General features: G+C 41.8%; 25 protein-coding genes. 5 read left to right on the forward strand and 20 right to left on the reverse strand.

Going from position 1 to position 24,394, the window contains the following annotated elements:
* Positions 1-142: 142 nt before the first annotated feature.
* On the reverse strand, positions 143-826 hold the full coding sequence (locus tag HCJ66_RS05015) for a response regulator transcription factor (protein ID WP_187132149.1): 684 nt from the start codon (positions 824-826) through the stop codon (positions 143-145).
* Between the two features lie 95 nt (positions 827-921).
* A complete protein-coding gene (locus HCJ66_RS05020; protein ID WP_187132150.1) occupies positions 922-1,968 on the reverse strand; it encodes an alpha/beta hydrolase in 1,047 nt (348 codons plus the stop codon).
* A 241-nt stretch (positions 1,969-2,209) separates the two neighbouring features.
* Between HCJ66_RS05020 and HCJ66_RS05025 the strand changes: the two genes are divergently transcribed.
* The 3 genes from HCJ66_RS05025 (at position 2,210) to HCJ66_RS05035 (ending at position 5,330) form a co-directional block, all read left to right on the forward strand.
* Positions 2,210-3,424: an argininosuccinate synthase gene (locus tag HCJ66_RS05025; protein WP_181675989.1), complete on the forward strand. Its 1,215-nt coding sequence runs from the start codon at positions 2,210-2,212 to the stop codon at positions 3,422-3,424.
* Positions 3,425-3,427: 3 nt separating this feature from the next.
* Positions 3,428-4,798, forward strand: a complete 1,371-nt coding sequence (gene argH / locus HCJ66_RS05030) for an argininosuccinate lyase (RefSeq protein ID WP_187132151.1) — start codon at positions 3,428-3,430, stop codon at positions 4,796-4,798.
* Positions 4,799-4,922: 124 nt separating this feature from the next.
* A complete protein-coding gene (locus HCJ66_RS05035) occupies positions 4,923-5,330 on the forward strand; it encodes a VOC family protein (protein WP_187132152.1) in 408 nt (135 codons plus the stop codon).
* Between the two features lie 61 nt (positions 5,331-5,391).
* Here HCJ66_RS05035 and HCJ66_RS05040 read toward each other — a convergent pair whose 3' ends face one another.
* The 14 genes from HCJ66_RS05040 to groES form a co-directional block, all read right to left on the reverse strand.
* Positions 5,392-6,321 (reverse strand): nitronate monooxygenase, encoded by a 930-nt coding sequence (locus tag HCJ66_RS05040; RefSeq protein WP_187132153.1) that lies wholly within the window; start codon positions 6,319-6,321, stop codon positions 5,392-5,394.
* Positions 6,322-6,434: 113 nt separating this feature from the next.
* Positions 6,435-7,307, reverse strand: a complete 873-nt coding sequence (locus tag HCJ66_RS05045) for an ROK family protein (protein WP_187132154.1) — start codon at positions 7,305-7,307, stop codon at positions 6,435-6,437.
* A gap of 136 nt (positions 7,308-7,443) precedes the next feature.
* The gene (locus HCJ66_RS05050) at positions 7,444-7,986 is read right to left on the reverse strand and encodes an HD domain-containing protein (protein ID WP_187132155.1); all 543 of its coding nucleotides are present in this window, start codon (positions 7,984-7,986) and stop codon (positions 7,444-7,446) included.
* Between the two features lie 93 nt (positions 7,987-8,079).
* Complete coding sequence (locus tag HCJ66_RS05055; protein WP_187132156.1) at positions 8,080-8,781, reverse strand: carbonic anhydrase; 702 nt, start codon at positions 8,779-8,781, stop codon at positions 8,080-8,082.
* A gap of 245 nt (positions 8,782-9,026) precedes the next feature.
* On the reverse strand, positions 9,027-10,241 hold the full coding sequence (locus HCJ66_RS05060; RefSeq protein WP_187132157.1) for a GNAT family N-acetyltransferase: 1,215 nt from the start codon (positions 10,239-10,241) through the stop codon (positions 9,027-9,029).
* Between the two features lie 75 nt (positions 10,242-10,316).
* Positions 10,317-11,882, reverse strand: coding sequence for a ribosomal protection-like ABC-F family protein (gene abc-f / locus HCJ66_RS05065; RefSeq protein ID WP_187132158.1), 1,566 nt, complete (start codon positions 11,880-11,882; stop codon positions 10,317-10,319).
* A 355-nt stretch (positions 11,883-12,237) separates the two neighbouring features.
* Positions 12,238-13,050, reverse strand: coding sequence for a formate/nitrite transporter family protein (locus HCJ66_RS05070; RefSeq protein ID WP_187132159.1), 813 nt, complete (start codon positions 13,048-13,050; stop codon positions 12,238-12,240).
* A 212-nt stretch (positions 13,051-13,262) separates the two neighbouring features.
* The gene (locus HCJ66_RS05075) at positions 13,263-13,772 is read right to left on the reverse strand and encodes a GyrI-like domain-containing protein (RefSeq protein ID WP_187132160.1); all 510 of its coding nucleotides are present in this window, start codon (positions 13,770-13,772) and stop codon (positions 13,263-13,265) included.
* 110 nt (positions 13,773-13,882) lie between these two features.
* On the reverse strand, positions 13,883-14,533 hold the full coding sequence (locus tag HCJ66_RS05080) for a uracil-DNA glycosylase (RefSeq protein WP_187132161.1): 651 nt from the start codon (positions 14,531-14,533) through the stop codon (positions 13,883-13,885).
* Positions 14,534-14,565: 32 nt separating this feature from the next.
* A complete protein-coding gene (locus tag HCJ66_RS05085) occupies positions 14,566-14,724 on the reverse strand; it encodes a hypothetical protein (RefSeq protein ID WP_187132162.1) in 159 nt (52 codons plus the stop codon).
* Between the two features lie 73 nt (positions 14,725-14,797).
* Positions 14,798-15,517, reverse strand: a complete 720-nt coding sequence (locus HCJ66_RS05090) for an SDR family NAD(P)-dependent oxidoreductase (protein ID WP_187132163.1) — start codon at positions 15,515-15,517, stop codon at positions 14,798-14,800.
* Between the two features lie 302 nt (positions 15,518-15,819).
* The gene (locus HCJ66_RS05095; protein ID WP_187132164.1) at positions 15,820-16,941 is read right to left on the reverse strand and encodes an Abi family protein; all 1,122 of its coding nucleotides are present in this window, start codon (positions 16,939-16,941) and stop codon (positions 15,820-15,822) included.
* Between the two features lie 832 nt (positions 16,942-17,773).
* Positions 17,774-19,402: a chaperonin GroEL gene (groL, locus tag HCJ66_RS05100; protein WP_181676005.1), complete on the reverse strand. Its 1,629-nt coding sequence runs from the start codon at positions 19,400-19,402 to the stop codon at positions 17,774-17,776.
* A 155-nt stretch (positions 19,403-19,557) separates the two neighbouring features.
* Positions 19,558-19,842 carry a co-chaperone GroES gene (groES, locus tag HCJ66_RS05105; RefSeq protein WP_181676006.1) on the reverse strand — a complete coding sequence of 95 codons (285 nt, stop codon included), beginning with the start codon at positions 19,840-19,842 and terminating at the stop codon, positions 19,558-19,560.
* 242 nt (positions 19,843-20,084) lie between these two features.
* Here groES and HCJ66_RS05110 point away from each other — a divergent pair, with 242 nt between their 5' ends.
* Together HCJ66_RS05110 and HCJ66_RS05115 are read left to right on the forward strand one after the other, a co-directional pair.
* The gene (locus HCJ66_RS05110) at positions 20,085-20,771 is read left to right on the forward strand and encodes a CPBP family intramembrane glutamic endopeptidase (RefSeq protein ID WP_222717410.1); all 687 of its coding nucleotides are present in this window, start codon (positions 20,085-20,087) and stop codon (positions 20,769-20,771) included.
* Positions 20,768-20,959 carry a YdiK family protein gene (locus HCJ66_RS05115; RefSeq protein WP_187132166.1) on the forward strand — a complete coding sequence of 64 codons (192 nt, stop codon included), beginning with the start codon at positions 20,768-20,770 and terminating at the stop codon, positions 20,957-20,959. Before HCJ66_RS05110 ends, HCJ66_RS05115 begins: the two co-directional genes overlap by 4 nt.
* A 75-nt stretch (positions 20,960-21,034) precedes the next feature.
* Here the strand turns inward: HCJ66_RS05115 and HCJ66_RS05120 are convergent, their stop codons facing one another.
* From HCJ66_RS05120 to HCJ66_RS05135, 4 genes are read right to left on the reverse strand one after another with little or no spacing between them, the layout of a single operon-like run.
* Complete coding sequence (locus HCJ66_RS05120; RefSeq protein WP_187132167.1) at positions 21,035-21,457, reverse strand: hypothetical protein; 423 nt, start codon at positions 21,455-21,457, stop codon at positions 21,035-21,037.
* Between the two features lie 28 nt (positions 21,458-21,485).
* Positions 21,486-22,562: a DNA glycosylase AlkZ-like family protein gene (locus HCJ66_RS05125; RefSeq protein ID WP_222717411.1), complete on the reverse strand. Its 1,077-nt coding sequence runs from the start codon at positions 22,560-22,562 to the stop codon at positions 21,486-21,488.
* Positions 22,563-22,564: 2 nt separating this feature from the next.
* Entirely contained in the window at positions 22,565-23,377 is an 813-nt protein-coding gene (locus HCJ66_RS05130; protein WP_222717412.1) for an aminoglycoside 6-adenylyltransferase, read from the reverse strand.
* Between the two features lie 58 nt (positions 23,378-23,435).
* Positions 23,436-24,077: a redox-sensing transcriptional repressor Rex gene (locus HCJ66_RS05135; RefSeq protein WP_036064009.1), complete on the reverse strand. Its 642-nt coding sequence runs from the start codon at positions 24,075-24,077 to the stop codon at positions 23,436-23,438.
* Positions 24,078-24,394 lie beyond the last annotated feature (317 nt).

Here is a 24,394-nt window from a genome sequence, read left to right on the forward strand (position 1 = left end):
AATCCATGCGTTAAATCACGTTCCCCGCCTTCGGATCCAGCTTCAACGGCCAGATCCTCGAAATTTTCGTGCCCTCCACAAAAACAAAGGACGGGTTTTCATTGCGGCCCCTAACAAATTTTTTCGGATCTAACGGGCCGTTTCAGCTTTTCATCTTAAACCCAATCCCCCAAACCGTCTCCACAAACTCTCGGTCCGGCGCTACTTTCCCCAATTTCCCACGAATATTACTCATATGTACATTCACCGTGTTCTCATCAATAAACTCTGTCTCCCCCCACACCGACGAAAAAATATTCTCCTTCGTGAAAACTTTGCTCGGATTACTAAGCAACAATTTTAAAATCCCAAACTCACGGGCAGTCAAACGAATATCCACCCCATCAACCTGCGCACTATACCGATCCTCTGACAAAGATAAGCCATTCCAAACTAACGCATCCGGGATGTCACCAGCAGTACTCCCTTTTCGCAACTGAACTTCCACACGTGCCAATAACTCCTCAATATCAAACGGTTTCGTCATATAATCACTGGCTCCTAATTTCAACAAATCTACTTTATCCATCACCGTATTTTTAGCCGAAATCACGATAATCGCCGCAGCTTGTTTCGCGGTAATTTCCGCCACCAACTCCTCACCAGTCATTCCAGGCAACATCAAATCGCACAGCAACAAGTCAAACGCATCACTGTTCCAATATAATTTTGCCTCTGTGCCTGAAAATGCTTGCGTTACAGTATAGCCTTCGCGCGTCAACACGTCTGAAATCAGATGGTTAATATCATTGTCGTCCTCTGCAATCAAAATTTTTCCTAAACTCATGAACCCACGCTCCTTCTTTTAATCCATCTTCTCATAATTATCCTAAAATCGCAAAAAAAGATAGCAATCATCAAAGACCGCTACCTTTTTCTAACTTATAACTTCTCTTGTAAAAATTCACTGATCAATTCATACGTCTCATCCGTTGCAGCAGAAGGCGTACTCATGAAGCCATGTGTTACCTTCTCCAAGCGTTTCGCGTAAACTGGAACGCCAGCATCTTTTAATTTCTCAGCATAAGCTTCACCTTGATCGCGCAATGGATCATATTCAGCGGTAGCCACAAATGCTGCTGGTAAATCAGCAATATCTTTACTACGAATCGGTGCAACAAGTGGATCATATTTGCGATCGCCAGCACCGGATAAGTAAAGTTTGAAATATTTATCCAGTGATTCTTTCGTCAAGACATAGCCTTCCGCGAACTCATCCATGGACGGATAAAGTACCGAAGCATCTCTTGAAAAGATATCAACAGGCGGATATAGCAAAATTTGTTTGGAAATGTTCGGTGTTCCTTTTGATTTAGCTAACTGGGCAACAACTGCCGCGATATTTCCGCCGGCGCTGTCCCCTGCAACAACAATATCCTTTGATTTCGCACGTAAACTCGTTAAATGCTTCGAAACCCAAGCTACCGTCGCATACGCGTCTTCAATCGCAGCTGGGAACGGATTTTCAGGTGCTAAACGATAATCCACCGAAATCACGCGATATCCTGTTGTTTGAACTAATTTACGGGCAATGCCGTCTGTTGTTTGTACGCTACCAGTTACAAAGCCGCCACCGTGGAAATATACCATCAATGGATACGGGCCATCTGCTTCTGGTGAATAAATACGAAGACTGATTTTGCCGCCGGGACCATCGATTTTCTTATTTTCAATTTCGCCGACTTCGATATCTTTCGCTGCTGGAAGTGCTTTTTCAGCTAGGCGGATGTATTTGTATCGGGAATCTACATCCGATAGTGGTGCTGTCTTTTTCACATAATCTTGCGCTGCTTCTTCTAGATTGTCAAGAACCTTTGGATCGTACTCCCGTTTACCGACTGCCTTCTTATAAATAAAGAAAATAGCAACCAGTGGTAACAATACGATACTTACTAAAACAATACCAATCCATTTCAATGTCTGTTTCAATTACGCTCACTCCTCAAATATAATCTCAAGTAATTCACCTCTTAAGTATAGCAGTTTTAAAAAATTTTAACCAATTTGTAGGCTAGGAAAACACGCAAGTTGATGCGATTTCACTTTCGTTTTTATGGATATTTAATCATTTTTATGAATAAAAATAAATAAAATGGTTGAAATAACATTCGTGTAGTGGTATTATTAGTTTTATTGAAATGTATATTTATTAATAAAAGGGGATGTAGAGATGACAAAAGAAAAAATCGTTCTTGCTTATTCTGGTGGTTTAGATACCTCCGTTGCCATTCAGTGGTTGGCCGAAGAAAATTATGATGTTATTGCCTGTTGTTTAGATGTAGGCGAAGGAAAAGACTTGGAATTTATCAAAGAAAAGGCTTTGACAGTCGGTGCATCGGCGTCCTACACAATTGATGCGCGCGAGGAATTTGCGGAAGATTTCGCTCTAATCGCTCTGCAAGCCCATGCTTATTATGAAGGAAAGTATCCACTGATTTCAGCGCTCTCTCGTCCATTGATTGCGAAGAAGCTCGTGGAAGTGGCTAGACAAGAAGGCGCCGCTGCCATCGCTCATGGTTGTACTGGGAAAGGAAATGACCAAGTTCGTTTCGAAGTGGCGATCCATGCGTTGGCACCAGATTTGAAAGTCGTTGCGCCCGTTCGTGATTGGAAATGGTCACGGGAAGAAGAGATCGAATATGCACAAAAACATAATATTCCGGTTCCGATTGACCTCGATAATCCGTTTTCTATCGATCAAAACTTGTGGGGACGTTCCAATGAGTGTGGCGTTTTGGAAAATCCGTGGGTTGCTCCACCAGAAGCTGCGTATGACTTAACAGTAGCGCTAGAAGATACACCAAATACACCAGAAATCATTGAAATCGAGTTTTTAGCCGGTGTTCCGGTTGCTTTGAACGGTGAGTCACTGAGCCTAGCTGTTCTGATTCAAAAATTAAACAAGATTGCCGGCGCGCATGGGGTTGGCCGGATTGATCATATTGAAAATCGTCTTGTCGGCATTAAATCACGGGAAGTTTACGAGTGTCCTGCTGCTGTTGCCCTAATTACGGCGCATAAAGAGCTAGAAGATTTGACGTTTGTGCGTGAAGTCGCGCATTTCAAACCGGTAATCGAGCAGAAAATCAGCGAAGTTATCTACAACGCGCTTTGGTTCTCGCCGCTTACAAGTTCGCTCGTAGCCTTCTTGAAAGATACGCAAAAATATGTGAATGGTACGATTCGGATGAAACTTTTCAAAGGACATGCGATTGTGGAAGGTCGGAAATCACCGAATTCATTGTATGACGAGAACTTGGCCACGTACACTTCGGCGGATACATTCGATCAAGACGCAGCGGTTGGATTCATCAAACTTTGGGGCTTGCCAACGAAAGTTAGCGCAGAAGTCAATGCAAAATTAAACGCGAAAACAGAGGTGTAAACAATGGAAAAATTATGGGGCGGTCGTTTTCAAGGAAAAAGTGAGGCGTGGATCGATGAATTCGGCGCCTCGATTTCCTTTGATGCAAAACTAGCAAAACAAGATATTACGGGAAGCTTGGCGCATGTGGCAATGCTCGGGAAATGCGGCATTATTTCGGCGGATGAGGCGGTGCAAATCACAGCTGGACTTGAGGCTCTTGCTGGAAAACTAGCGGCTGGTGCATTGGAATTTAGCGTCGTGAATGAGGATATTCATCTGAACATTGAGAAATTGCTACATGAAGAAATAGGCCCTGTGGCTGGGAAATTACATACGGCACGGAGTCGGAATGACCAGGTCGCGACGGATATGCATTTGTATTTGAAGGAAGCGGTGACCGAGATTATTGCCTCTTTGGCGCATTTGCGGACGGTACTTGTGGTGAAAGCGGAGAGTCATGTCGAGACGATTATGCCTGGTTATACGCATTTGCAACACGCGCAGCCGATTTCTTTCGCGCATCATTTATTGGCTTACTACGGCATGTTTAGCCGTGACTTGGAGCGTTTGACGGAGAGCATGAAGCGGATTGATATTTCCCCGCTCGGTTGTGCGGCGCTTGCTGGGACGACTTTTCCGATTGATCGGGCATATAGTGCAGAACAGCTTGGTTTTAGCGCGATGTATGATAATAGTTTAGACGGTGTTAGTGATCGCGATTTTATTATCGAATTTTTGAGTAATAGCGCCCTTTTGATGACGCATTTGTCGCGTTTTTGTGAGGAATTAATTTTGTGGACGAGCCATGAATTTCAGTTTGTTGAGCTAATTGACGCGTTTGCGACGGGAAGCAGCATTATGCCACAGAAAAAAAACCCCGATATGGCGGAGTTGATTCGTGGGAAAACTGGGCGTGTTTACGGTAACTTATTCGGACTTTTGACGGTGCTTAAAGGCTTACCGCTCGCGTATAACAAGGATTTGCAGGAAGACAAAGAAGGTATGTTTGACACGGTTCATACGGTGAAAACGAGCCTCGATATTTTTGCGGGGATGATTGAAACAATGAAGGTGAACGAAACCGTGATGGAAAACGCGACGCAAAAAGATTTTTCCAATGCGACTGAACTTGCTGACTACCTTGCTAAAAAAGGCGTGCCGTTCCGTGAAGCCCATGAAATTGTTGGGAAACTAGTTCTCGATTGTACGCAAAAAGGGATCTACTTACAGGATGTGGCGCTCAAAGATTATCAAGCGATTCAGCCCGTTATTGAGCAAGATATTTATGACGCGCTTGCCTCCTATACTGCCGTTGCGAAACGTAATTCGTATGGCGGCACTGGTTTTGACCAAATTAGAGCCATGATTGAAAAAGCAAAACAAACATTATAATTACAAAAAGAGGACTATCCAATTTTCAGTGGAGTCCTCTTTTTTTGTTCACTTATTTTCAATGTATACTTTTTTACACGGATACATTACAATGATAAGGATTAAAACTGAAAGGAGTGACAAAATGGTACAAGCAAAAATGGTTTTTCTAACGTTACCTGTAAAAAAATTAAACGCATCGGTGGACTTCTTCACAGCACTAGGCTTTGAATTCAACCCACAATTCACGGATGAAAATGCGACATGCTTAATTTTGAATGAAAATACAATGGTTATGTTGGTCGTAGAGGATTATTTCAAAACATTCACGAAGAAAGAAATTTCAGATGCTAGAACATCAACTGAAGCTATTCTAGGCTTTTCTGCCGATAGTCGCGAAGGTGTCGATATATTTGTTGAAAAAGCACTCGCTTCTGGCGGTTCTGTGTCCAACGAGAAAGTAGACCACGGCTTTATGTATAGCGGTAGTTTCCAAGATGTTGACGGACACTTGTGGGAAGTTATGTACATGGATCCCAATTTCGTACAATAAAATATAAAAAGAGTCTTGATTACCTCAATAATAAGGTTCTCAGGACTCTTTTTATATTGCTTTATTTTATAGTCAACGCACTCGCCGTTTCTGTTGCTTGTGTCATCATTTCTTGAATCAACGCGTCGACAGGCTTAATTTCGGTAATCATACCCGTAATTTGACCTGCCATAACTGAGCCGTTTTCCGTGTCGCCTTCTTGCACGGCTTTGCGTAAAGAGCCAAGCGTCAGTTCCTCAAGCACATCGCGATCCACGTTCTCATCTTCTAAACGCTGGTATTCCTTGATCATCTGATTTTTAATACTGCGAACTGGGGCACCATTTCGGCGACCAGTTACGACCGTATCACGATCTTTCGCCTTCAAACACGCTAATTTAAAATTCTCGTGAACCGGGCATTCATCCGTCGCGAGGAAACGCGTACCAATTTGCACACCTTGAGCTCCCAATGCAAAAGCAGCTGCAATCCCGCGTCCATCGCCAATTCCGCCAGCCGCAATGACTGGAATCGAAACAGCATCAACCACTTGCGGCAATAGCGCCATCGTCGTCGTCTCACCAACATGTCCACCAGCTTCCATGCCCTCTGCCACAACCGCATCCGCACCGAGCTGCTCCATTTTGCGAGCAATCATCACAGACGGTACAACTGGAATAACCGTGATTCCAGCCTCTTTCCAGATTGGCATATACGTTTTCGGCGTTCCAGCCCCAGTCGTCACTACTTTCACACCTTCTTCTATAATAACTGCCGTCAATTCCTCGATATTCGTCATCATCAGCATTAAATTGACACCAAACGGCTTGTCCGTCAACGCCTTCGTTTTCTGAATTTCCGTGCGCAATTCCTCTCCGCTCATACCGCCCGACGCGATAATTCCGAGTCCGCCAGCATTCGACACAGCCGCAACAAGTGGTGCCTTTGCGATTTGCGCCATCGCACCTTGCATAATTGGATATTTAATGTGCAGTAATTCCGTTATTGACATGATTTTTTCCTCCGATACAATTTTCCATACGTTCCTTATTCCATGTATATTTTCTCACAAAGATTCCTAAAAAACAACCACTCTCCTAAAAATGGCTGTCCTTTCCTAAAAATTTACGCTTCATTCTTCGTCTGCACGGCTAGCAAAAGGCACCCAGTAATTCCAGCATCATCTTCCAATTTCGGCGGTACAATATATTCCTCCAAATCCGGTAACTGGATATAGCCCGCAATCAACGTTTTTAATTTCTGACGAACGAGCGGGAAAACTTGGCGCTGCTTCATAACCCCGCCTCCAATAACAATTCGTTCTGGTGACAAAATCAAACTATAATTCATCAAAGCCTGCGCGATATAATGCGCTTCCAAATTCCAAACTTCCTCATTTTCGGCAAGTTCCACGCCCTTCTTACCCCAACGTTTTTCGATGGCCCCACCTGCTGCGAGCCCTTCCAAACAATCATCATGATACGGACAATTGCCCTGATAGCGATCATGCTTGTGTCGGCGAACCATAATATGTCCCATTTCTGGATGCGAATAACCCTCTAACATTTTGCCATTTACAACAGCACCCGCGCCGATTCCTGTCCCAATCGTGATATACATACAACTCGAAAGTCCTTCTGCCGCACCAAGTGTCACCTCGCCAAGTGCCGCTGCATTCACATCTGTCGTAAAGCCAATCGGTACCTCAAATGCCTTTTTCAATGCGCCAACAATATCATAATTCCGCCACGCCAATTTCGGTGTAGACGTGATGTAGCCGTATGTTGGGCTCGATTTCCGCACATCAATCGGACCAAATGAACCGACACCAATCGCCTCCAAATCCTCCTCATACTGCTTAAAAAACCGCTCTACAGATTTCATCGTCTCGGCTGGCTCCGTTGTAGGGTACGTCTCCCGCTTCAAAACCTTACCAGTTGCATCTCCCACTGCCACAACAAACTTCGTACCGCCTGCCTCAATCGCTCCAAAAACCATTCCAATCCACTCCAATCTCATTATGTATTCGTTTACATTCTACATCAAAAAACGCAATTTGAGAAGCTTATTATCTAACAATTATCATTTTAGATTATATGTACCTAATTTAGCAGATAATTATAAGCAAGGAAAATCATTTTCTGAAAATCCAATGACACAGTCGCTCATATTGCTTAAAATACGCCGGAACCTCCTCTTTTTCTAGTCCCACATACATATTTGCCACAATGCTCTCATTATACCATTTCTGCAAGTCATACCCACGCTTAAAATAGCTCCAGACCTTGTTTCCTTCTGAGCTCAACGCATATTTAACCGATTGCAAATTATCCAATTTATCCGCCACAATAATCGCTTTCTGCTCCAATGTTCCCGTGCGAACAACATCAATCGTATGAGCCTTTCGTTCCTCCCAAGTCTGCGATTTATCTTCCGTATGAGATGCCACAAGATCTGCAACATCCGCACCAAAAGCCGCTCGAATTTCCTCCAGCGTTACCGGTGTATCCTCCACCACATCATGCAAAAATCCTGCCGCCACAACTTCCTCACGAAATCCCGCATCACGCAATATATGAGCCACATTCCGCGGATGCGTAAAATAGGGCTCTCCTGTTATTTTACGACGCTGCATCCGATGCGCCTGTTCTGCAAAATCACTAGCTAGCCGATACATCCTCCATTCCCTCCCATCTATTTTTAAAAGGGCCTTGGCAACTCACCAAAGCCCCAGTTTGAGTTCATTCCTTTAAAAATACAACGTCTGTCGTCACGCGCTGTGATGAATTTGCCTATCACCTAGCTCTTGAAGTGGCCGATTCGTATCCTCGATAATATCCTGGAAAGCTTCAAAATCTTCTTCAGCAACGCTCGTCGCGTCTCTCAGAACAATCCACGTCACACCTTCAAAAGTCGGTGGCGTCGTGAGTGATCCTTGATACGTAAAGTATGCCCTATTTTCAGGTAAAAATCCACTAACATCTAGCGAAAGCTCCTTTTCAATACCGAAATCAGCAAAAACCTCTGGGAAAATCGAAGCTAACTCGCCAAAATCGCTACCTTCCAATTCCTGCTCCATCCAAATCCCTAAAACGAGACGTTCACCCGCTGCATTCATATGCACCAAATGCCATTCCATCGCAAAATAATGCTCGTTTAGCGTGTGCTCACTTGGAACATGACCATGAAAAGCAATCAAATTATACCGCTGTCCACCATACGTTAACCCCTGTTCCTTACTCTGTGGGAAAAGATGTACCGAATTCTCCACACGTCTCACCGTATATTTCGTTTCCTTGTAATCTAGTTCGAGCGGCGGAGCCCCCTGTACTTCCATCACTTTCTCCATATGAATATCAATTGGTGACTGATTCTTTCCTGTGTGCGCGATTTCATACTCATCACAAATATGTCCCCAATAATGCGGTCCCTTTTCCCCTTTATAGGACCATTTCACAAGTGGCTCTGTCATGCATCATTCCTCTTTTCATAAAAAAATTGCGCTCTATTTTGTAATCCTTATTATGCGAATATTTCGTGAATAGTTCTTCAAGTTGTTTTTTTATGTTCTTTTTATTATACTGAAAATCCGTCAAATTGCCAGTATGTTTTCTCGAAAGTGGAAAAAACAATTTCAGAATCCCGCAAGAATCCCATTAAATAGCCAATTCTCACGCAAAAAAAAGAAGACCACCAAAATCAGTAGTCTTCCATTATTTAAAAGTAATCTGAAAAATACGGCGTCTCATTAGGAATCATTTTCTCCAACTGTTTCACAACCGCATCGCTCGCCATTAACCGTCCAATTTTACGCAAATATTTCGGGCGTTTATAGCCAAAAAACATGGTCGTCAGCGTCTGAATATCAATCTCAACCGCTTCCCCATTCGCCTCTTTGACCATTTCAAAATCACCATTTTCATTCCAAGTAAAAGCGAAAGTTCCCTGATTCCAATCCAGCAAATCATCCGTCACTCTGAAATGAAAATCCGCCTGCTTCTCCGCAAAAGGATACTTCTTGAAAAAGCCTTCCACATCAACAATCCGCGCCATATAATAAGGATGAATCGTCTCCGTAATATCACTATCCTCCATCAAAAAAGCAATCGGGGCATTCGTATACATTTTCCCTTTCACATGCGTCACCATCGAAAAATGCGCACTAATAAAGTTCCACAAGCCATGCCGCGCCTCTTGCGTTAAATACACCATTTCCTTCATATGAAAAATATCATCAGCAATCCAATAATACATAAATCCTTGGGGTTCGTTCGCCTCGTCATAATACACAGCCGCAATCATCTCTTCGCGTTCCCAGCGCCAGTATTCTTCCCAGGCCAGCGAATCACGAATCATCGCAACGTGCTGATTCCGAGCAAAACGGTCATACGTTTTCAATACATCTTCATGCTCAATATCGAGGCGCTCCACCATCCCCTTCACAGGAACATTCTCCGGAAGCTGCGTATCCTTAATCGAAAACGTCATCACGTCCGAAATAATCTCCCAACCTTTACGGCGATAATACGGAATAGAATACGGATACAAATAAGAAATCGTCTGCTCCCGGTCGCGCATCTCCTTCAAACTTTGTCGCATCAGACGGTGCATCAGGCCAAAGTTCGCATACTCAGGATATGTCCCGACACCTGTCACACCGCCCATTTTATATATCTCGCCGAAAATATTCACATTCATCGGGTACACGGCCATTTGCGAAATCAGTTTATCTCCATCAAACCAACCGATAACGTCGGCTTTCCGTAACACTGGGCGTTTTGCTTGCTCAATTTCATCTTCCGCCCAGCCAACTTCATGAAGCTCCTGATTCGTCACCTGGAACACATACCGCAACAAATCATTGAATTGCGATAAATGCTCCATCTCCAATGTTTTCATTTTCAACCTATCTTGGACATTCTGCTGCCCCATATTTTCTACCTCTCTCCTAAAAGCTTGCCAATCTATCTCTATTGTACATTGAAATCGTCCCCATTCGCAATTCCTTTACTTCCGTTTCGCGACAACTTCTTGGTAGCGTTTCTCCAGCTCAGCTTTTTCGGTAGCGGTTAATCTCGGTTCCATTAATTTGGCTGCGATGGCTGACATCTCCATTTCTAGCAATAATTTGTCCTCCTCAACCCGCGTTTCCACCGTCTTTTTTGCATGCTCCCAGTTCGTATAAGACCCGTCAAATAACGTCAATTTCGCCTCTTCTAAAACTAAAAGGGACGTCGCAACCTTCCTAACAAAAGTCCGATCATGTGACACGAACAGCACCGTTCCAGAATAGCCACCAATCAAGCTTTCCAATGCCTTCATTGCATTAATATCCAAATAATTCGTCGGCTCATCCAAAATAAGCACATTCGCATCACTCAGCAGAATCATCGCGAGCGCCAACTTCACCCGTTCCCCACCAGATAAAACTGTCGTATCTTTCGCCAAATCAGCCGCGGTAAACTGCAAACTCCCAAGACAATCTCGGTTCATTTGATCATCATGAATACTCACTTCTTTGATATTCTCCCACAACGTCTTCGTCAAATCCACTTGCTTTAACTGCTGATCAAAATAGGCAATCTTCACTTTATCGCCACGCTTAATCGCATCATTTGATTGCATAATTTGTCGTAAAAAAGTCGTTTTTCCACTCGCATTTTTTCCAATAAGCGCTACTTTTTCACCGCTCTTCAAGCTAAATGTTGCATCTGAAAACAACACACGTTTGCCGACCTTAGCCTGCAATTGATTCACACGGATGACCGTATTCCCTTGCTTGATTTGATTCTGTTCAGGAAGCGTAATCTTAATCGCTTTTTGCTGAAACGGCTTGTCGACTTTCTCCAACCGATCAATTCGTTGCTCCAGCGCCTTGATTGTTTTATGTTGCTTCTTCTCTTGCACACCTTTTCCCGGTTTTGCGCTCCGAATCTGCCTTGACGAAAATCGCTTGTTTGGCTTCCGAAGACCTTGCGCAGTTTTTTCATGATGTTGTTGCGACTCTTCCAATTGCCGCTTTTTCGCCTGATACTGCTCATACCCCGCCTCGGCCCGATCATGTTCCGCTTGTTTCGCCATTTCATAAGCACTATAATTCCCTGGATAAACCGTGATTCGCGCCTGATCCAGCTCCCAGATTGTTGTACAAATCGCATCCAAAAACATCCGATCATGTGAGATAACAAACAACGTCCCAGCGTACCTCTTCCACTGACGCTCCAAATGTTTCACGCTATCCACATCCAAATTAGACGTGGGCTCATCTGCAAAAAGCAAGTTTGGCTGCTCCGCTAAAATCCGTTGCACAGCCTTCCGCGTTTTTTCACCACCAGAAAGTTTCGCATCCTCTGGCAAAATTTGCGGCAAGTAACCCGTCGTGCCGTTGCGCGTCACAACCCCACGATCCGGCGTCGTCACCCCAGCCATTATCTCAAGTAACGTTGTCTTGCCAAGCCCATTCCGCCCAACAATCCCAATCCGCTCCCCGCGATTCGCCATCACGTGTGGAATTTCAAACAACACCCGACCCGCTATCTCTTTTTTCACATCATTAATCTCTAAAATTAACATAAAAAAACCTCCTATTTCTCTAGAATAGGAAGTCAGAAAACAAGCCTGTTAGCCATTTTGCCAACACAAACCTGTCTTTATTCGCTCTGCGTCATTTTGAGCACAGCAATCCCATTCTAGAAAATTTCGTTCGCTAACAAAACAGACCCAGATCCGTTCCATTCAACGCTTATTCGAATTCTCTTAAAAAAATAGGATTACATTTTCATCGGCTCAAAAGACACCCCTTTGCATTTGTTGACTTTATATTAACGCATTTCTTGAAAAAAATCAACCCCATCGCACAGACATAACGACGAATATCTATGTTTTTCGGCTCGCTGGGTTTAGTGGTACATTCATGAACCTACAAGCTTCATTCTTCTACCGGAATCTTTGCTTCGAATTCTTTTTCTTTCGGTGAGGCTTTTTTATAGGCTAAGTAGTAAAATAGGGAAACAAATACGGCGCCTCCGACTACGTTTCCTAAATAAACAGGAATTACATTACTGAAAAATTGGCTCCACGAGTAGCTTCCTGCAAAAATTGCTGCTGGAATGATGAACATGTTTGCAACAACGTGCTGAAAACCAATTGCAACGAACGCCATAACGGGAAACCAAATTCCTAAAATTTTGCCAGTGAAGTCTTTCGCTGCGTAGCAAAGCCAAACGGCAATACTCACGAACCAGTTACAGCCAATTCCTGACACAAAGGCGACCCAGAATGGATCCTTAATCTTCGCACCAGCCGTGGCAATCGTTTTTGCTAGAAAATCGCCTTCTGTGAGTCCAACAAAATGCCCGAAGAAGAAGGCAATCGCGAGTGCTCCGACGAAATTCATAATCGTCACAATCGCCCAATTGCGTAATAACTGGCCAACCGAAATTTTGCGATCAAACCAAGCGAGCGCAACGACCATCATGTTTCCTGTGATCAATTCGCCGCCTCCTAGTAAAATACAAACAAGACCAACTGGGAACAGACTCGCCCCGATAAATGTAGCAAAGCTTCCCCACTCATGCGGCATTGTCCCAACCGCGCGAATATAAAGCAAATACCCTAGTGAAATAAAGGCACCTCCAAGAAATCCCAAAATAATGAGTGTCAGCGTGGAAGAACCAGCCTTTGCTACCCCTTTTTTTATTGTTTCCTCTACTGTCTCTTGTGGTGTGAAATATGCAGCCACAAAAATCCCCTCTTTCTGCTCATGTATGTTTTATCTATATTTGATCCTAATTTACCGTCGCGAAAATATGTTAACAATTTCACAATATAGTGCCTGACATTTCCTTTTTTTCAACATTTCGCGGTAAATCAAGTAATTGCGATCGCTTACTTTTATTATATGCAAAACCAAATAAACAACTTCACAAAAAGCTGTTTATTTGGTCCATGTACCTAACCTAAATGCTTCACGATTGGAATCATAATGTGAAATCCCTGTTCGTTCCGCGGTACATCAATAGCGCTACTATACACCTCAATTTTGAATGGTAGTTCGTCAAAAACGGGATATTCCACCGTAATATATGGTCGATAATCGCGCGCTGCAATGCGTTCTGCGACTTCTTTGTAAGTTTCATTTATATCCGTACCCGCAACATGATCGCACACAAAATACGTATGTGCTGGAATTTCAATCCATTCCATGTCATCCGGGATATGTTTAGGTTTCCAGTTGGCCTTCACAGCTGAATAATACGTGAAACCATCTTCTAAATTATGCACAGACATCCCGAGTAACGTCTTATCGTGTTTCAGACTTTCTTGAGACTCCGCCCAGCCCTCTATTCTCTTGATTGTTTTGTGCACCTCACCGTGAAACGCTTCTTCAAAAGTGCCCTTCCAAACAAAAGCAAGCGCAGTAAATCCTTCATGTTCTTCAAAACGTGCAGCTGATAAAGCCATTTTAATCAACTCCTTCATGGGATTTCATTGCTTCTTCTAATCACGTAAATCATACCACAAATCGTAAAAATAATCTCATAATACGTATGAAGAAAATGACAATCCCACGATTACCAAGAAATTGGCGCTTTCCCAGCAGCTTTCAAATAAGCATTGATTTGGCTATACGGCTTGCTCCCGAAAAAACCATTGTAAGCGGATAAAGGGCTCGGATGGACCGCTGTAATCACTTTATGTTGCGGATTCGTAATCAAAACCTGCTTTTTCTTAGCGTCTGCCCCCCAAAGCACAAAAATAACCTGCTCTTCTTTTTCATTCAGCAATTGGATAATCGCGTCCGTGAATGACTCCCATCCTTTTTTGCGATGAGATGCTGCTTTGCCAGCTTGTACCGTGAGCACCGTGTTAAGAAGCAATACGCCTTGCTCTGCCCAATCCGTCAAGTTAATATCCGTCCGTGACACACCCAAATCCGCCTCGAGCTCCTTAAACATATTGCGTACAGACGGTGGAAATTTCGCCTCACTAGACGCCACAGAAAAACTCAACCCGTGCGCCTGATTCGGACCGTGATAAGGATCTTGCCCAAAAATAACTACTTTTGTATCCGCATAACTCGTCAAATCCAGCGCATGATAAATCGCCTCGCGTGGTGGATAAATCGTCGTTGTTGCGTATTCCTCCTCCACAAAATGCATTAAATCCTTGAAATACGCCTTTTCCTGCTCTTCTTTTAAAAGTACTTGCCAATCATTTTGCATAAAAATGCCTCATTTCTGTATGTATACCCACATCACATATGCGGACCTTGACTATTTCGATGAATCCAATCTTTAATCTCAGCATCCATCTGCTCCTGATTATCTGATTTTTTCCGTTTTCGATCCGTTAAATTAGGCAGGAAAAACAAAAGCGCGCATACGACCACAATAAGTAAAATGATAAACCACATATTCCTCAGCCCCTCTCCTCAGAAGTTCTACAATTTCATTTATGCATAGTTTACCAAATACCCAAATAAATAGTTAAAACAAACCTTGATTGTAATCAGCCACTTTACCATTGAAATTAATGATTTCGCTGTTGTGATTTTTTCCATCAAAAATAATGTCAGCAATCAACTTCCCAGCCTCAGGAGCCGTTTTCATGAAATCACCTGTCATGTTGCCGTTCAAATCCGTCGTTGTTCCACCCGGCATAATCGCGAAAATCTCCAGCGGTTTTTCTGCCTGCGAAAAATTCTGTGCCAAGCTTTGTGTTATTGCATTCAGCGACGCCTTGCTCATTTTATAGGCAAATGGGTTGAAGAAGTCTGACATGCCAATCGGTATCGAGATATTTAGGATGCGCCCGCTATTCGCTTCAAGGGTAGGCAACAATTGCTGCGTAAGATCGAATGTACCGAAAACATTGGTTTCCATGACTTCTCTTAGCTCGTCTAAAGTGAACTCGTAACCAGGTTTTCTCATATCACCCGGAATCGCCGCGTTATTAATCAGCATTGTAAGGTCTGAATGCTGTGATTTAATGGTGTTGACTGCGCTTGAAATTGTTTCTGCATTTTGCAAATCGATGTTTACATAAATCGCGTTGATGCTATCCGATTTAAGCTCGTCAACAGCTGCAAGTCCACGGCTTTCATCGCGCGCACCTAACAAAACGGTCCACCCTTGTTTGCCCATTTGATAGGCGATTTCTTTGCCAATTCCTTTGTTTGCCCCGGTGATAAAAACTTTCTTTGTCATCTTCCCATCTCCTCCTAGTCTATCTGTCGCTTTTACTATAAACCTGAATGTAACTATCGGCAAGTTTTAACAAAATTAAAAATCCCGAACTAGCGCATTGATTCGGATTTCCTTTATAGATGATGAGCTTTGTATCCTGCCGCCATTTAACTGCCTTTTACACCGCTATATATAAGGATATTTTTCACAGGAGAGTAGATTGAACTGCACATAATTGGTGCTTTCTTGTCTCATTATGGGATTAGCGCTAAAAGTAGTATATGAAAAAAGCCCTCGAGGTTAGGTCGGGGCTTGAGACCAATTTAAATTTTTATATTCAATGCATCAATCCACTGGTCATTAAAACCTAAATCTGATTTTGATAGATTTTTATCTTTCAAAATTTTAGAATCTATTTCTAAAATAAAACGATTCCATTTTAATTTATCATCTTCCCTTAATTGTTCGTATAACGCTCGCAATGTAATTAGCCCTGCGAAAAGAGTGTTTTTAAAAGTCACCTTGTAGGCATCATCTTCATCTTCAAAACATATCAATTTTAAATCTTCCTTATTCAATGTTGGGTTGTATGTAAAGTTCCTTCCATAAAACCTAGAGCAGTGCGCGGAAGTATTTCTTAATAACCGAATCGTGTTTATCCATTCAACAAGTTCTTTAACTCTATTTCCAGGGAATGTATATTCCGCCCATCTTTTTCTTACTTTTCTTTCTAAAAAGCCGATTATCATACCCAATTGTCCAAAAGTCGTGTGTTCGACAAGCACCCAAAAAGGTATCCACCCTCCATAATGGCTGATATGATGCGCTAGACTTAATTCACTTTTCTGCCTGTCATACAAATCTCTAGCTATATAAGAAAATGTTTCTTGCATAGATTTATCTTTAATTACCTTATCCTTGTAAATTCGTTTATCTAAATAAACTAAAGCAGGGGAAAAATCATCTCCTTGCTTTCCTAAATCTCTTATTATCATTTTGTACTCTGTCGTTAGCACATATGCTAACGACGTTCTGATATACACTTCTAAAGGAGTTATCAATTTTCCTATATTTTCACTAAGAAAGGAATCAAACTCATAAATTTTTTTCAGTGCAGTAAAAGATTTGTCGTCTTTGAGGTACTTGATAAATATTGACAATCTATAATAATTAATATATTTCAAAAAATCTGCTGCATCTATTTTCTCTCTATCCGAAAACGTAATTTCATGTTCTGATTCTAATCTAAAAATCATATCGCTGATACTGATAGGTTTTTTTAAATTTCTATTATCTCTTATTTCAATTTTACCGTTAACAAATGGCAATAAAGGAAAATCAAACCCCTGTATCTCTAATACATCGTAATCACTGACAACAATTTCTCTATAAGGTTTTTTCAATTTAAAAAATGGTAACTGTAGTTTTTTAACCGTCTTATCCATCTATTAAGGCTCCTTATATAAAAAAATGGCTATCCCCTGGTCCGCTAAGAAATTTCTTAAGCGTGGGACAGCTCTATTAATTATATAGTAACATATTTTCTAAAAAAGTCAAACCTTTTTATATTACCACAAAATGTAGTATATAGCAATACATCCCTCATCAACATATAGTGTATTTATTACAAAGTGTAACATATAAATATCTCAAAAAGCAACATTTTTTTCTGAAAAAGAAACTTAGTGTTGCTTTTCTTTGATAGCAGACGTAATTATTATAATTACATTACAAATAGAATGTGCGTTCTTATATACGAAAAGTTCCAAAACCAAGGGCTTTTTTTAAATTATAAAGTTGTAAATCATGCAATACTATCAAATCCATAATTATCGACTCTAATCACATCGCCAGATTTTACACAGTATTCCCAGTACCATTTTTCATTGTAAAATAGCACAACGAATGCAAGTTACTCCAGATATTTTTTTAGTGACAGTTGGCTTAACGCGCACCATATCTTTTACTGTCTTACTTGCAGAGCCTGAATCACCTTGCAATCTAATGCTTACGCGACTTTAAATTAGAAGAATTACAACTACCCCAGGTACATATACAAAAACAACTTAGTCATCCCTCTTTCGAGACGACACAAAGCACATATATTCATATAACAGACAACATAAAGAAAGAAGCCTACGCCAAAGTAAATAATTTGGCGAAAAGCTTCCTTCAATAATTTTTGCATTTTATATGGGCGAAAAGTGGGTGATATAGAATAATTAAGCGGATTTACGTCTTTCAACCATTGGTATAAAGCCATTTTCTATTAAAACTTTACATCATGCCGCCCATACCGCCCATTCCCATATCAGGAACGCCGCCGCCAGCATTTTCGTCTGGACGGTCTGCAACGACTGCTTCTGTTGTAAGAAGTAGTGCTGCAACGGATGATGCGTTTTGTAATGCGGAGCGGGTTACTTTTGTTGGATCGACAATGCCGGCTTCAATCATGTTTACCCATTCGCCGTTCGCTGCGTTAAAGCCTACGCCGATTTTTTCATTTTTCAAGCGTTCTACGATAACAGAGCCTTCTAAGCCTGCGTTATGCGCGATTTGGCGAACTGGTTCTTCTAATGAGCGAAGAACGATTTTCACGCCGGTTGCTTCGTCGCCAGTTGCTTCGATGGCTGCCACTTTGTTGTATACGTTGACAAGGGCTGTACCACCACCAGATACGATACCTTCTTCAACGGCTGCACGTGTGGAGTTTAGCGCGTCTTCAATGCGTAGTTTACGTTCTTGTAGTTCGGTTTCTGTTGCTGCGCCGACTTTAACGACCGCAACACCACCTGCTAATTTAGCCAAGCGTTCTTGTAATTTCTCTTTATCAAACTCGGAAGTCGTTTCTTCCATTTGAGCGCGTAATTGGTTCACACGAGTCGAGATTTGCGAGCTGTTTCCAGCGCCTTCTACGATTGTTGTTGCTTCTTTTGTAACCATTACTTTAGCCGCGTTACCAAGTTGTTCCATTGTTGTTGTTTTTAGCTCTAGGCCTAGTTCTTCGGTGATTACTTGGCCGCCAGTCAGGATGCTGATATCTTCCAACATTGCTTTACGACGATCGCCGAATCCTGGTGCTTTCACTGCAACAACATTGAATGTACCACGTAATTTGTTTAAAACGAGCGTTTGTTGCGCTTCGCCTTCTACATCTTCTGCGATAATAAGAAGTGGGCGATTTTGCTGAACTACTTGCTCTAAAATTGGCAGGATTTCTTGCGTGTTGTTGATTTTTTTGTCCGTGATTAAGATATATGGATTTTCCAAAACGGCTTCCATTTTATCCGGATCTGTAACCATATAGGGGCTTGAGTAGCCACGGTCGAATTGCATACCTTCCACTACGTCCAATTCTGTTGCAAAACCTTTCGATTCTTCAATTGTGATAACGCCGTCGTTTCCAACACGCTCCATTGCTTCTGCGATCAGTGTACCAACTTCTTCGTCTCCTGATGAGATAGCGGCAACTTGAGCGATTGATTCCTTACCTTCGATTGGTTTAGAAATGGCTTTTAGCTCTGTAATCGCTGTTGCTACTGCTTTCTCGATTCCGCGACGAATACCAACTGGGTTCGCGCCAGCTGTTACGTTTTTTAGGCCTTCTTGAATCATTGCCTGTGCCAAAACTGTCGCCGTTGTTGTTCCATCACCGGCAACGTCGTTTGTTTTGCTCGCAACTTCGGATACTAATTTTGCACCCATATTTTCAAAAGGATCTTCCAGTTCAATTTCTTTCGCGATTGTTACGCCATCATTCGTGATTAGCGGTGAACCGAATTTCTTTTCAAGTACAACATTACGTCCTTTTGGTCCTAGCGTTACTTTTACAGCATTTGCTAATTGATCAACACCACGAAGCATTGCGCGACGTGCGTCTTCACTAAATTTAATATCTTTTGCCATTTTTGTGTTTCCTCCTTAGTTAATCTTCCTTATTTCAGCTTTGTTGTGGCTCTATGGTTGTCAGTCTCGCGTTGCTCCACTGCCTATTGATTCACTAAATCAAACCAAACGACGGTTTGAAAGTTCATCAACATAAACGGGCTCTTTCTGCTTCCTTATTTAATTACTGCCAATATATCCGATTCTCTCACGATCAAGTAATCTTTCCCGTCATACGTGACTTCTGTGCCTGAGTATTTGGAGAAAATAATGTGATCTTGTTCTGCGACTTCTAGTGCTACTGCATCGCCGTTATCTAATACGCGGCCGCTTCCGACTGCTACGACTTTACCTTCTTGTGGCTTTTCTTGCGCCGAATCTGGTAGTACGATACCACTTGCCGTTTTCTCTTCTGCTTCCAAAACTTCGATAATAACGCGATCTCCTAATGGTTTTAACAATTAAAACAACCTCCTCAAGTCTATGTTTATGATTTTTAGCACTCTTAACATTAGAGTGCTAACCCACTTCTTATATTATAAAAAATGAGCGGAAAATGCAAGTATTTGCACCTAAAAAAGGAGACGCGTTTCTATACTCCGCATCCCCGTTGTTGCTTGTTACTCCAATAATTAGTACAATAGGGAAATGAGATAAACGGCAGGTATTTGTACTGTCTATGTATTTGAAAGGTCGTGTTATTTTGAATAGACGTTATTGGTATGTGCTACTTACATACTTCGCTGCTTACTTTTCTTCGCTTATTGGCGCTCCGATTTTGATGGGAATTTTACGTGCGGCAACTGATTTATCGGATAAGCAAGTCGTCACGTATGCCTCGGTTTATTGGAGTGTTTTCAGTAATTTAGTGGCCGTGATTATTATTTGGATGCTACTTCGTAAACAACCGCGAACGACGAAGATTGAAAAAGGAGAACCTGCCTCAGTTGGAAAAAGTGTCGCTTATGCGTTGCTTGGTTTCGTGGCACTACTTTTCGGGCAATCGCTATCCGTTTTTATCATGGGATTATTCGGTATAAGTGGGCTCTCACCGAACACCGAAATGCTCGGTGAACTTGCTCGTGCGGTGCCATTGATGATTGTTTTCACTTCGGTTTTGGCACCAATTTTAGAAGAAATCGTTTTTCGGAAAATCATTTTTGGCGGCCTGGCATCGCGGATGAATATTCACGTTGCGGCTGTGATTAGCTCTGTTTTCTTCGGATTGATGCACATGGATTTGACGTTCCTACTCGTTTATGTCGTGATTGGGCTCATTTTGTGCTACATTTATACGAAAACGAAACGAATCGCGGTGCCGATTGCGGCGCATATGTTGATGAACGTGCTCGCGATGATTGGCCAATTTCTGTTAGGAGGCGGATCATGAAAAATCCTTTAGCTATGCAGGGACTCATTTATTTAATACTCGCCATTGTCTTTACTTATTTCGCGATTAGCCAAGTGAATACGAGTGGCTGGTCCATTATGACATATTTAATGATTGCGATGGCAACTGTTAATTTCGTGACTGGGATTAAGTTTGTAGGGATTGGTTTGACGAAGAAAAAAGAGTAGGCTTTATCGTTTAACACAATACAAAGAAAGCTTGGAAAGATCATTTAAGATGATAGTTCCAAGCTTTCTTTGTATTTATTTTTGCATGATATGATTTATCGATGAAGCATTCTTAATAACTATATTCGTTTTAAATAGGTCATTAATTTTATCTACTAAATCAAATACTCCATCATTTTCTGGATACTCTGCTTCTAAGTCTGCATCAACATAAAAGAAATCAACTAAATAATCAATACTGGGCTTAAGGCTAAGTAATGATTCAACAAAAGAAAGAATATATTCCCTTTCTCCCAACGATAGCTCACGTCTCGTACCGCACTTGACTATAATATGGTTGTTATTCGGAATGAAGTCATCTTCCAAAATTTTTTCACCAAAACTTTTAGGAGCTTTAGAAAAAGTATCTATTAATAAAAGGTATGCGACATCGTTAAAGTCAATAGAAAACTTAAAAAGTTCAATCCTATCAGTCAACAACAATCTTTCAAAGTCCATTATCAAAGTCCTCCTAATATCAAGCCAATTAATAATTCGTATTAATACCTTCATATTGAATTTCAGCGGCTTGTTTCTCTAGTCGTGATGCGAAGCGTTCTAGTTCTTGCTTGATTTCAGTCTCAAAATATGGCTTTTCAAAGTAGGAAATCGTGAATTGTAGGGTTTCTTTTTTCCATTCGTATTTCCATAATCCGATGGCGCGGTTTCCTACTATGATAATCGCGGAGCAGTGGCCGTTGACTGTCCAGGCTGATTTCCGCTGCGCTTCTGTCATTATCCATGTTGGATCTTTGTAGGCGATCACGGATTGGTCGAATTTTCCTGATAAAAATACTTTTTCGGACGCTGGTACGGGTTTTTCACCTTTTAGTGCATGATAGGTTTTGCCTTCTAGCGTGAATGTGTCGATTTCTGCTGCCAACATTGCTATTGCTGGTTTTATTTCACCGATGTTCAAACCGCTCCAATGTCTGAAATCATCCCAAGTCGCGGGACCATATCCTGCTAAATAGCGACGTATCAGCGTCATCATTGCCTCGATATCTTGCTCGGGATCGCTCGTCCACTTTTTATAATTGCCTAGTCGCATGCGGTGACTGTAATTTCTGATTGTATCACTGGATGGCAGCAGATATAAAATGCCTTGTATCGCTGATTGTGCAATGATTGCAGATCTGATTTGCGCGGAATAATCGCCAATGATCGCTTCCAGTTCCATACGACTCACCACTTCCTGACTTCTTCCAAGCTTGTCTATTTCCGCCAAAATTAGCGCTAAATCAATGTCTTCTTTTTTACAAAGTCGGTGTACGATGTTCATCCGTGTTCCAAAAACGCGAAATACCATTTCCCAATTTGATACTAGACAAGTGTGGAGTGTCAATCGGTTTGCCCATATTTTAATGACTTGGTTATCTTCAAAGAATTGTTCTGCGTCATGCCAGCTTATGTCTACGTGTTGCAAAAAGTTGACGAGTGCTGGTTGATGATTTTGCGATTGTAGGGCGATTGCTTGGTTCATGAATGTTGTTGGATCTGTGAATGGTTTATTCATTCCAAGTTTGCTAAGTCTTATTTGCGTTATTTCTGCTTTTGTGAACAATGTCATCCCTCCTGTATGGCTTGTAATAAGCGCTTCATTCCTTCTATTTTAGCTGTTGGCAGTTCAAATTGGTAATGTTGGCTGATAAAATGTGATACTTCTTCAAATAAGACGATTTCTGCCCACATGGCTTGCCAGTTTGCCTCAAGTGAATAGTCCGCAAAAATCGATGGTAAGCGGTTAAAATAGGCTGGATCTAGCCAAGTTCCGATTTTGCGGCCTGAGAAAGAAGGATTTCGTTTGGTAATGCGGGCTTGTTCTTCTAACATCGGCAACAGATAGTTTGTACGGATACCTGCTTGGATGTCTTGCACAAACCAGATTTCTTTGCGTTTTAGGAATTTCGCGACGTAATGTAACTCGAACCAGAACTCATTCACGATTTTATCAAAATCTGCTTTTTCCATCGGTGGTTTCGCTTTTTCACGGATGCATCGTTTGATTTGGTCGGTGTATGCGCCTTTATCTACCAAGATTGCCTTTTTTTCATAGTATGGGAAGGGATTTTCTAAATAGGCGATTGGCCAGAAGGAAAAGTCGACTTTGATGCCGTTTTGGAAGATCACGAGTTGAGTTGCTACTTCGCCTGCTGGTGTCTCCATATGTAATTGGTTTTCGATGAGTATATCGTCAATATCCGCGAGCCATTCTACTGTTTTTCCAAACGGCACTTCGCCAGTAAACCAGACGTTGATGTCTAAATCTGATAGTTCGTCCACGTCTTGTTGTTTGGCGAGCGAGCCTTCTAGCACGAGCGCTCGGACCGAATCTTGTTGCTTCCCCCACATAACAATTTTTTCTAGCATCTTATGCATCATTTGACCTCCTAAAATTCATAAAAAAAGCCAAACATCGCGTCTGGCTCTTCTTTTATTATTTGTTTGGATAGTTTTCTAAGAAGTAAATCAACGTTTGTAGTTCGGTTGTCAAATCGATATGATGCACGCGAACATGTTTTGGTACGCTAATACGTGCTGGTGTAAAGTTTAGAATCCCTTTCACATCGGCTTCTAGCAAGCGGTCTACAGTCGTTTGCGCTTCATCGGATGGCACTGTCAAAATAACGACTTCGACTTTGTTCTCTTTCAGCAAATCTTGCATGTCGTTTAAGTGATAAATTGGAATATCTTGTTGCACCGTTCCAACTTTATTTGCGTCAACATCAAATGCTGCGACAATTTTTATATTATTATTTTTCATGAAATTATAGTGTAATAGTGCGGTCCCCAAATTACCAACACCGATAATGGCTACATTCGTTTGCTTGTCTTGGCTCAGCGTTTTACTAAAAAAGTCCAGTATGTAGGACACGTTATAGCCGTAGCCTTTCTTGCCAAGTGCTCCAAAATAGGAGAAATCGCGGCGAATCGTTGCTGAATCAACTTTCACAGCCTCGCTTAATTCTGCGGATGATACGCGTTCTTTTCCTGATTCATGCAAATATTTCAAATAGCGGTGGTACAGCGGCAAACGCTTTGCTGTGGCTTGTGGAATCTTGCCCGTTTCCTCGATCATGTGTGTTCCCTTCTTCCTTTTGATTTGTGAGTGGACAGTGGCTTTCGCGCGCCGTCCTTGTGCTACTAAACATGGAGATATAACAAAAACGATTGCGCTAATTCATATCGTTGTTTATTTCACATGCTTGCTTATTCACTATAAACATTTCACATAAATTTCACAATGTTTTTGCTCAAATGTTGTGTTACTATTTTGTTACAACGCTTGTTAAGTTACATTATACAGCAAAAGATACAATATTGCTAGTGAGTTCACAAGGATTAGTTTGTGAATTATTCTATCGTAAGCGTTTCCTTTCTCAAGACATTGCTTCT

The sequence above is a fragment of the Paenilisteria portnoyi genome (assembly GCF_014322795.1).
Classification (GTDB): Bacteria; Bacillota; Bacilli; order Lactobacillales; family Listeriaceae; genus Listeria_A; species Listeria_A portnoyi.

Excerpts from the sequence above, each read along its gene's own strand:
- argH (WP_187132151.1), top strand. The coding sequence starts at position 3,428 with ATGGAAAAATTATGGGGCGGTCGTTTTCAAGGAAAAAGTGAGGCGTGG.
- HCJ66_RS05130 (WP_222717412.1), bottom strand. The coding sequence starts at position 23,377 with ATGCATAAGATGCTAGAAAAAATTGTTATGTGGGGGAAGCAACAAGAT.
- HCJ66_RS05015 (WP_187132149.1), bottom strand. The coding sequence starts at position 826 with ATGAGTTTAGGAAAAATTTTGATTGCAGAGGACGACAATGATATTAAC.
- HCJ66_RS05055 (WP_187132156.1), bottom strand. The coding sequence starts at position 8,781 with ATGACAGAGCCACTTGTGAAATGGTCCTATAAAGGGGAAAAGGGACCG.
- HCJ66_RS05025 (WP_181675989.1), top strand. The coding sequence starts at position 2,210 with ATGACAAAAGAAAAAATCGTTCTTGCTTATTCTGGTGGTTTAGATACC.
- HCJ66_RS05115 (WP_187132166.1), top strand. The coding sequence starts at position 20,768 with ATGAAAAATCCTTTAGCTATGCAGGGACTCATTTATTTAATACTCGCC.
- HCJ66_RS05080 (WP_187132161.1), bottom strand. The coding sequence starts at position 14,533 with ATGCAAAATGATTGGCAAGTACTTTTAAAAGAAGAGCAGGAAAAGGCG.
- HCJ66_RS05120 (WP_187132167.1), bottom strand. The coding sequence starts at position 21,457 with ATGGACTTTGAAAGATTGTTGTTGACTGATAGGATTGAACTTTTTAAG.
- HCJ66_RS05050 (WP_187132155.1), bottom strand. The coding sequence starts at position 7,986 with ATGTATCGGCTAGCTAGTGATTTTGCAGAACAGGCGCATCGGATGCAG.
- HCJ66_RS05135 (WP_036064009.1), bottom strand. The coding sequence starts at position 24,077 with ATGATCGAGGAAACGGGCAAGATTCCACAAGCCACAGCAAAGCGTTTG.
- groL (WP_181676005.1), bottom strand. The coding sequence starts at position 19,402 with ATGGCAAAAGATATTAAATTTAGTGAAGACGCACGTCGCGCAATGCTT.
- HCJ66_RS05090 (WP_187132163.1), bottom strand. The coding sequence starts at position 15,517 with ATGACAAAGAAAGTTTTTATCACCGGGGCAAACAAAGGAATTGGCAAA.
- HCJ66_RS05035 (WP_187132152.1), top strand. The coding sequence starts at position 4,923 with ATGGTACAAGCAAAAATGGTTTTTCTAACGTTACCTGTAAAAAAATTA.
- abc-f (WP_187132158.1), bottom strand. The coding sequence starts at position 11,882 with ATGTTAATTTTAGAGATTAATGATGTGAAAAAAGAGATAGCGGGTCGG.
- HCJ66_RS05095 (WP_187132164.1), bottom strand. The coding sequence starts at position 16,941 with ATGGATAAGACGGTTAAAAAACTACAGTTACCATTTTTTAAATTGAAA.
- HCJ66_RS05045 (WP_187132154.1), bottom strand. The coding sequence starts at position 7,307 with ATGGTTTTTGGAGCGATTGAGGCAGGCGGTACGAAGTTTGTTGTGGCA.
- HCJ66_RS05060 (WP_187132157.1), bottom strand. The coding sequence starts at position 10,241 with ATGGGGCAGCAGAATGTCCAAGATAGGTTGAAAATGAAAACATTGGAG.
- HCJ66_RS05040 (WP_187132153.1), bottom strand. The coding sequence starts at position 6,321 with ATGTCAATAACGGAATTACTGCACATTAAATATCCAATTATGCAAGGT.
- HCJ66_RS05075 (WP_187132160.1), bottom strand. The coding sequence starts at position 13,772 with ATGGCTTTATCAGCTGCACGTTTTGAAGAACATGAAGGATTTACTGCG.
- HCJ66_RS05085 (WP_187132162.1), bottom strand. The coding sequence starts at position 14,724 with ATGTGGTTTATCATTTTACTTATTGTGGTCGTATGCGCGCTTTTGTTT.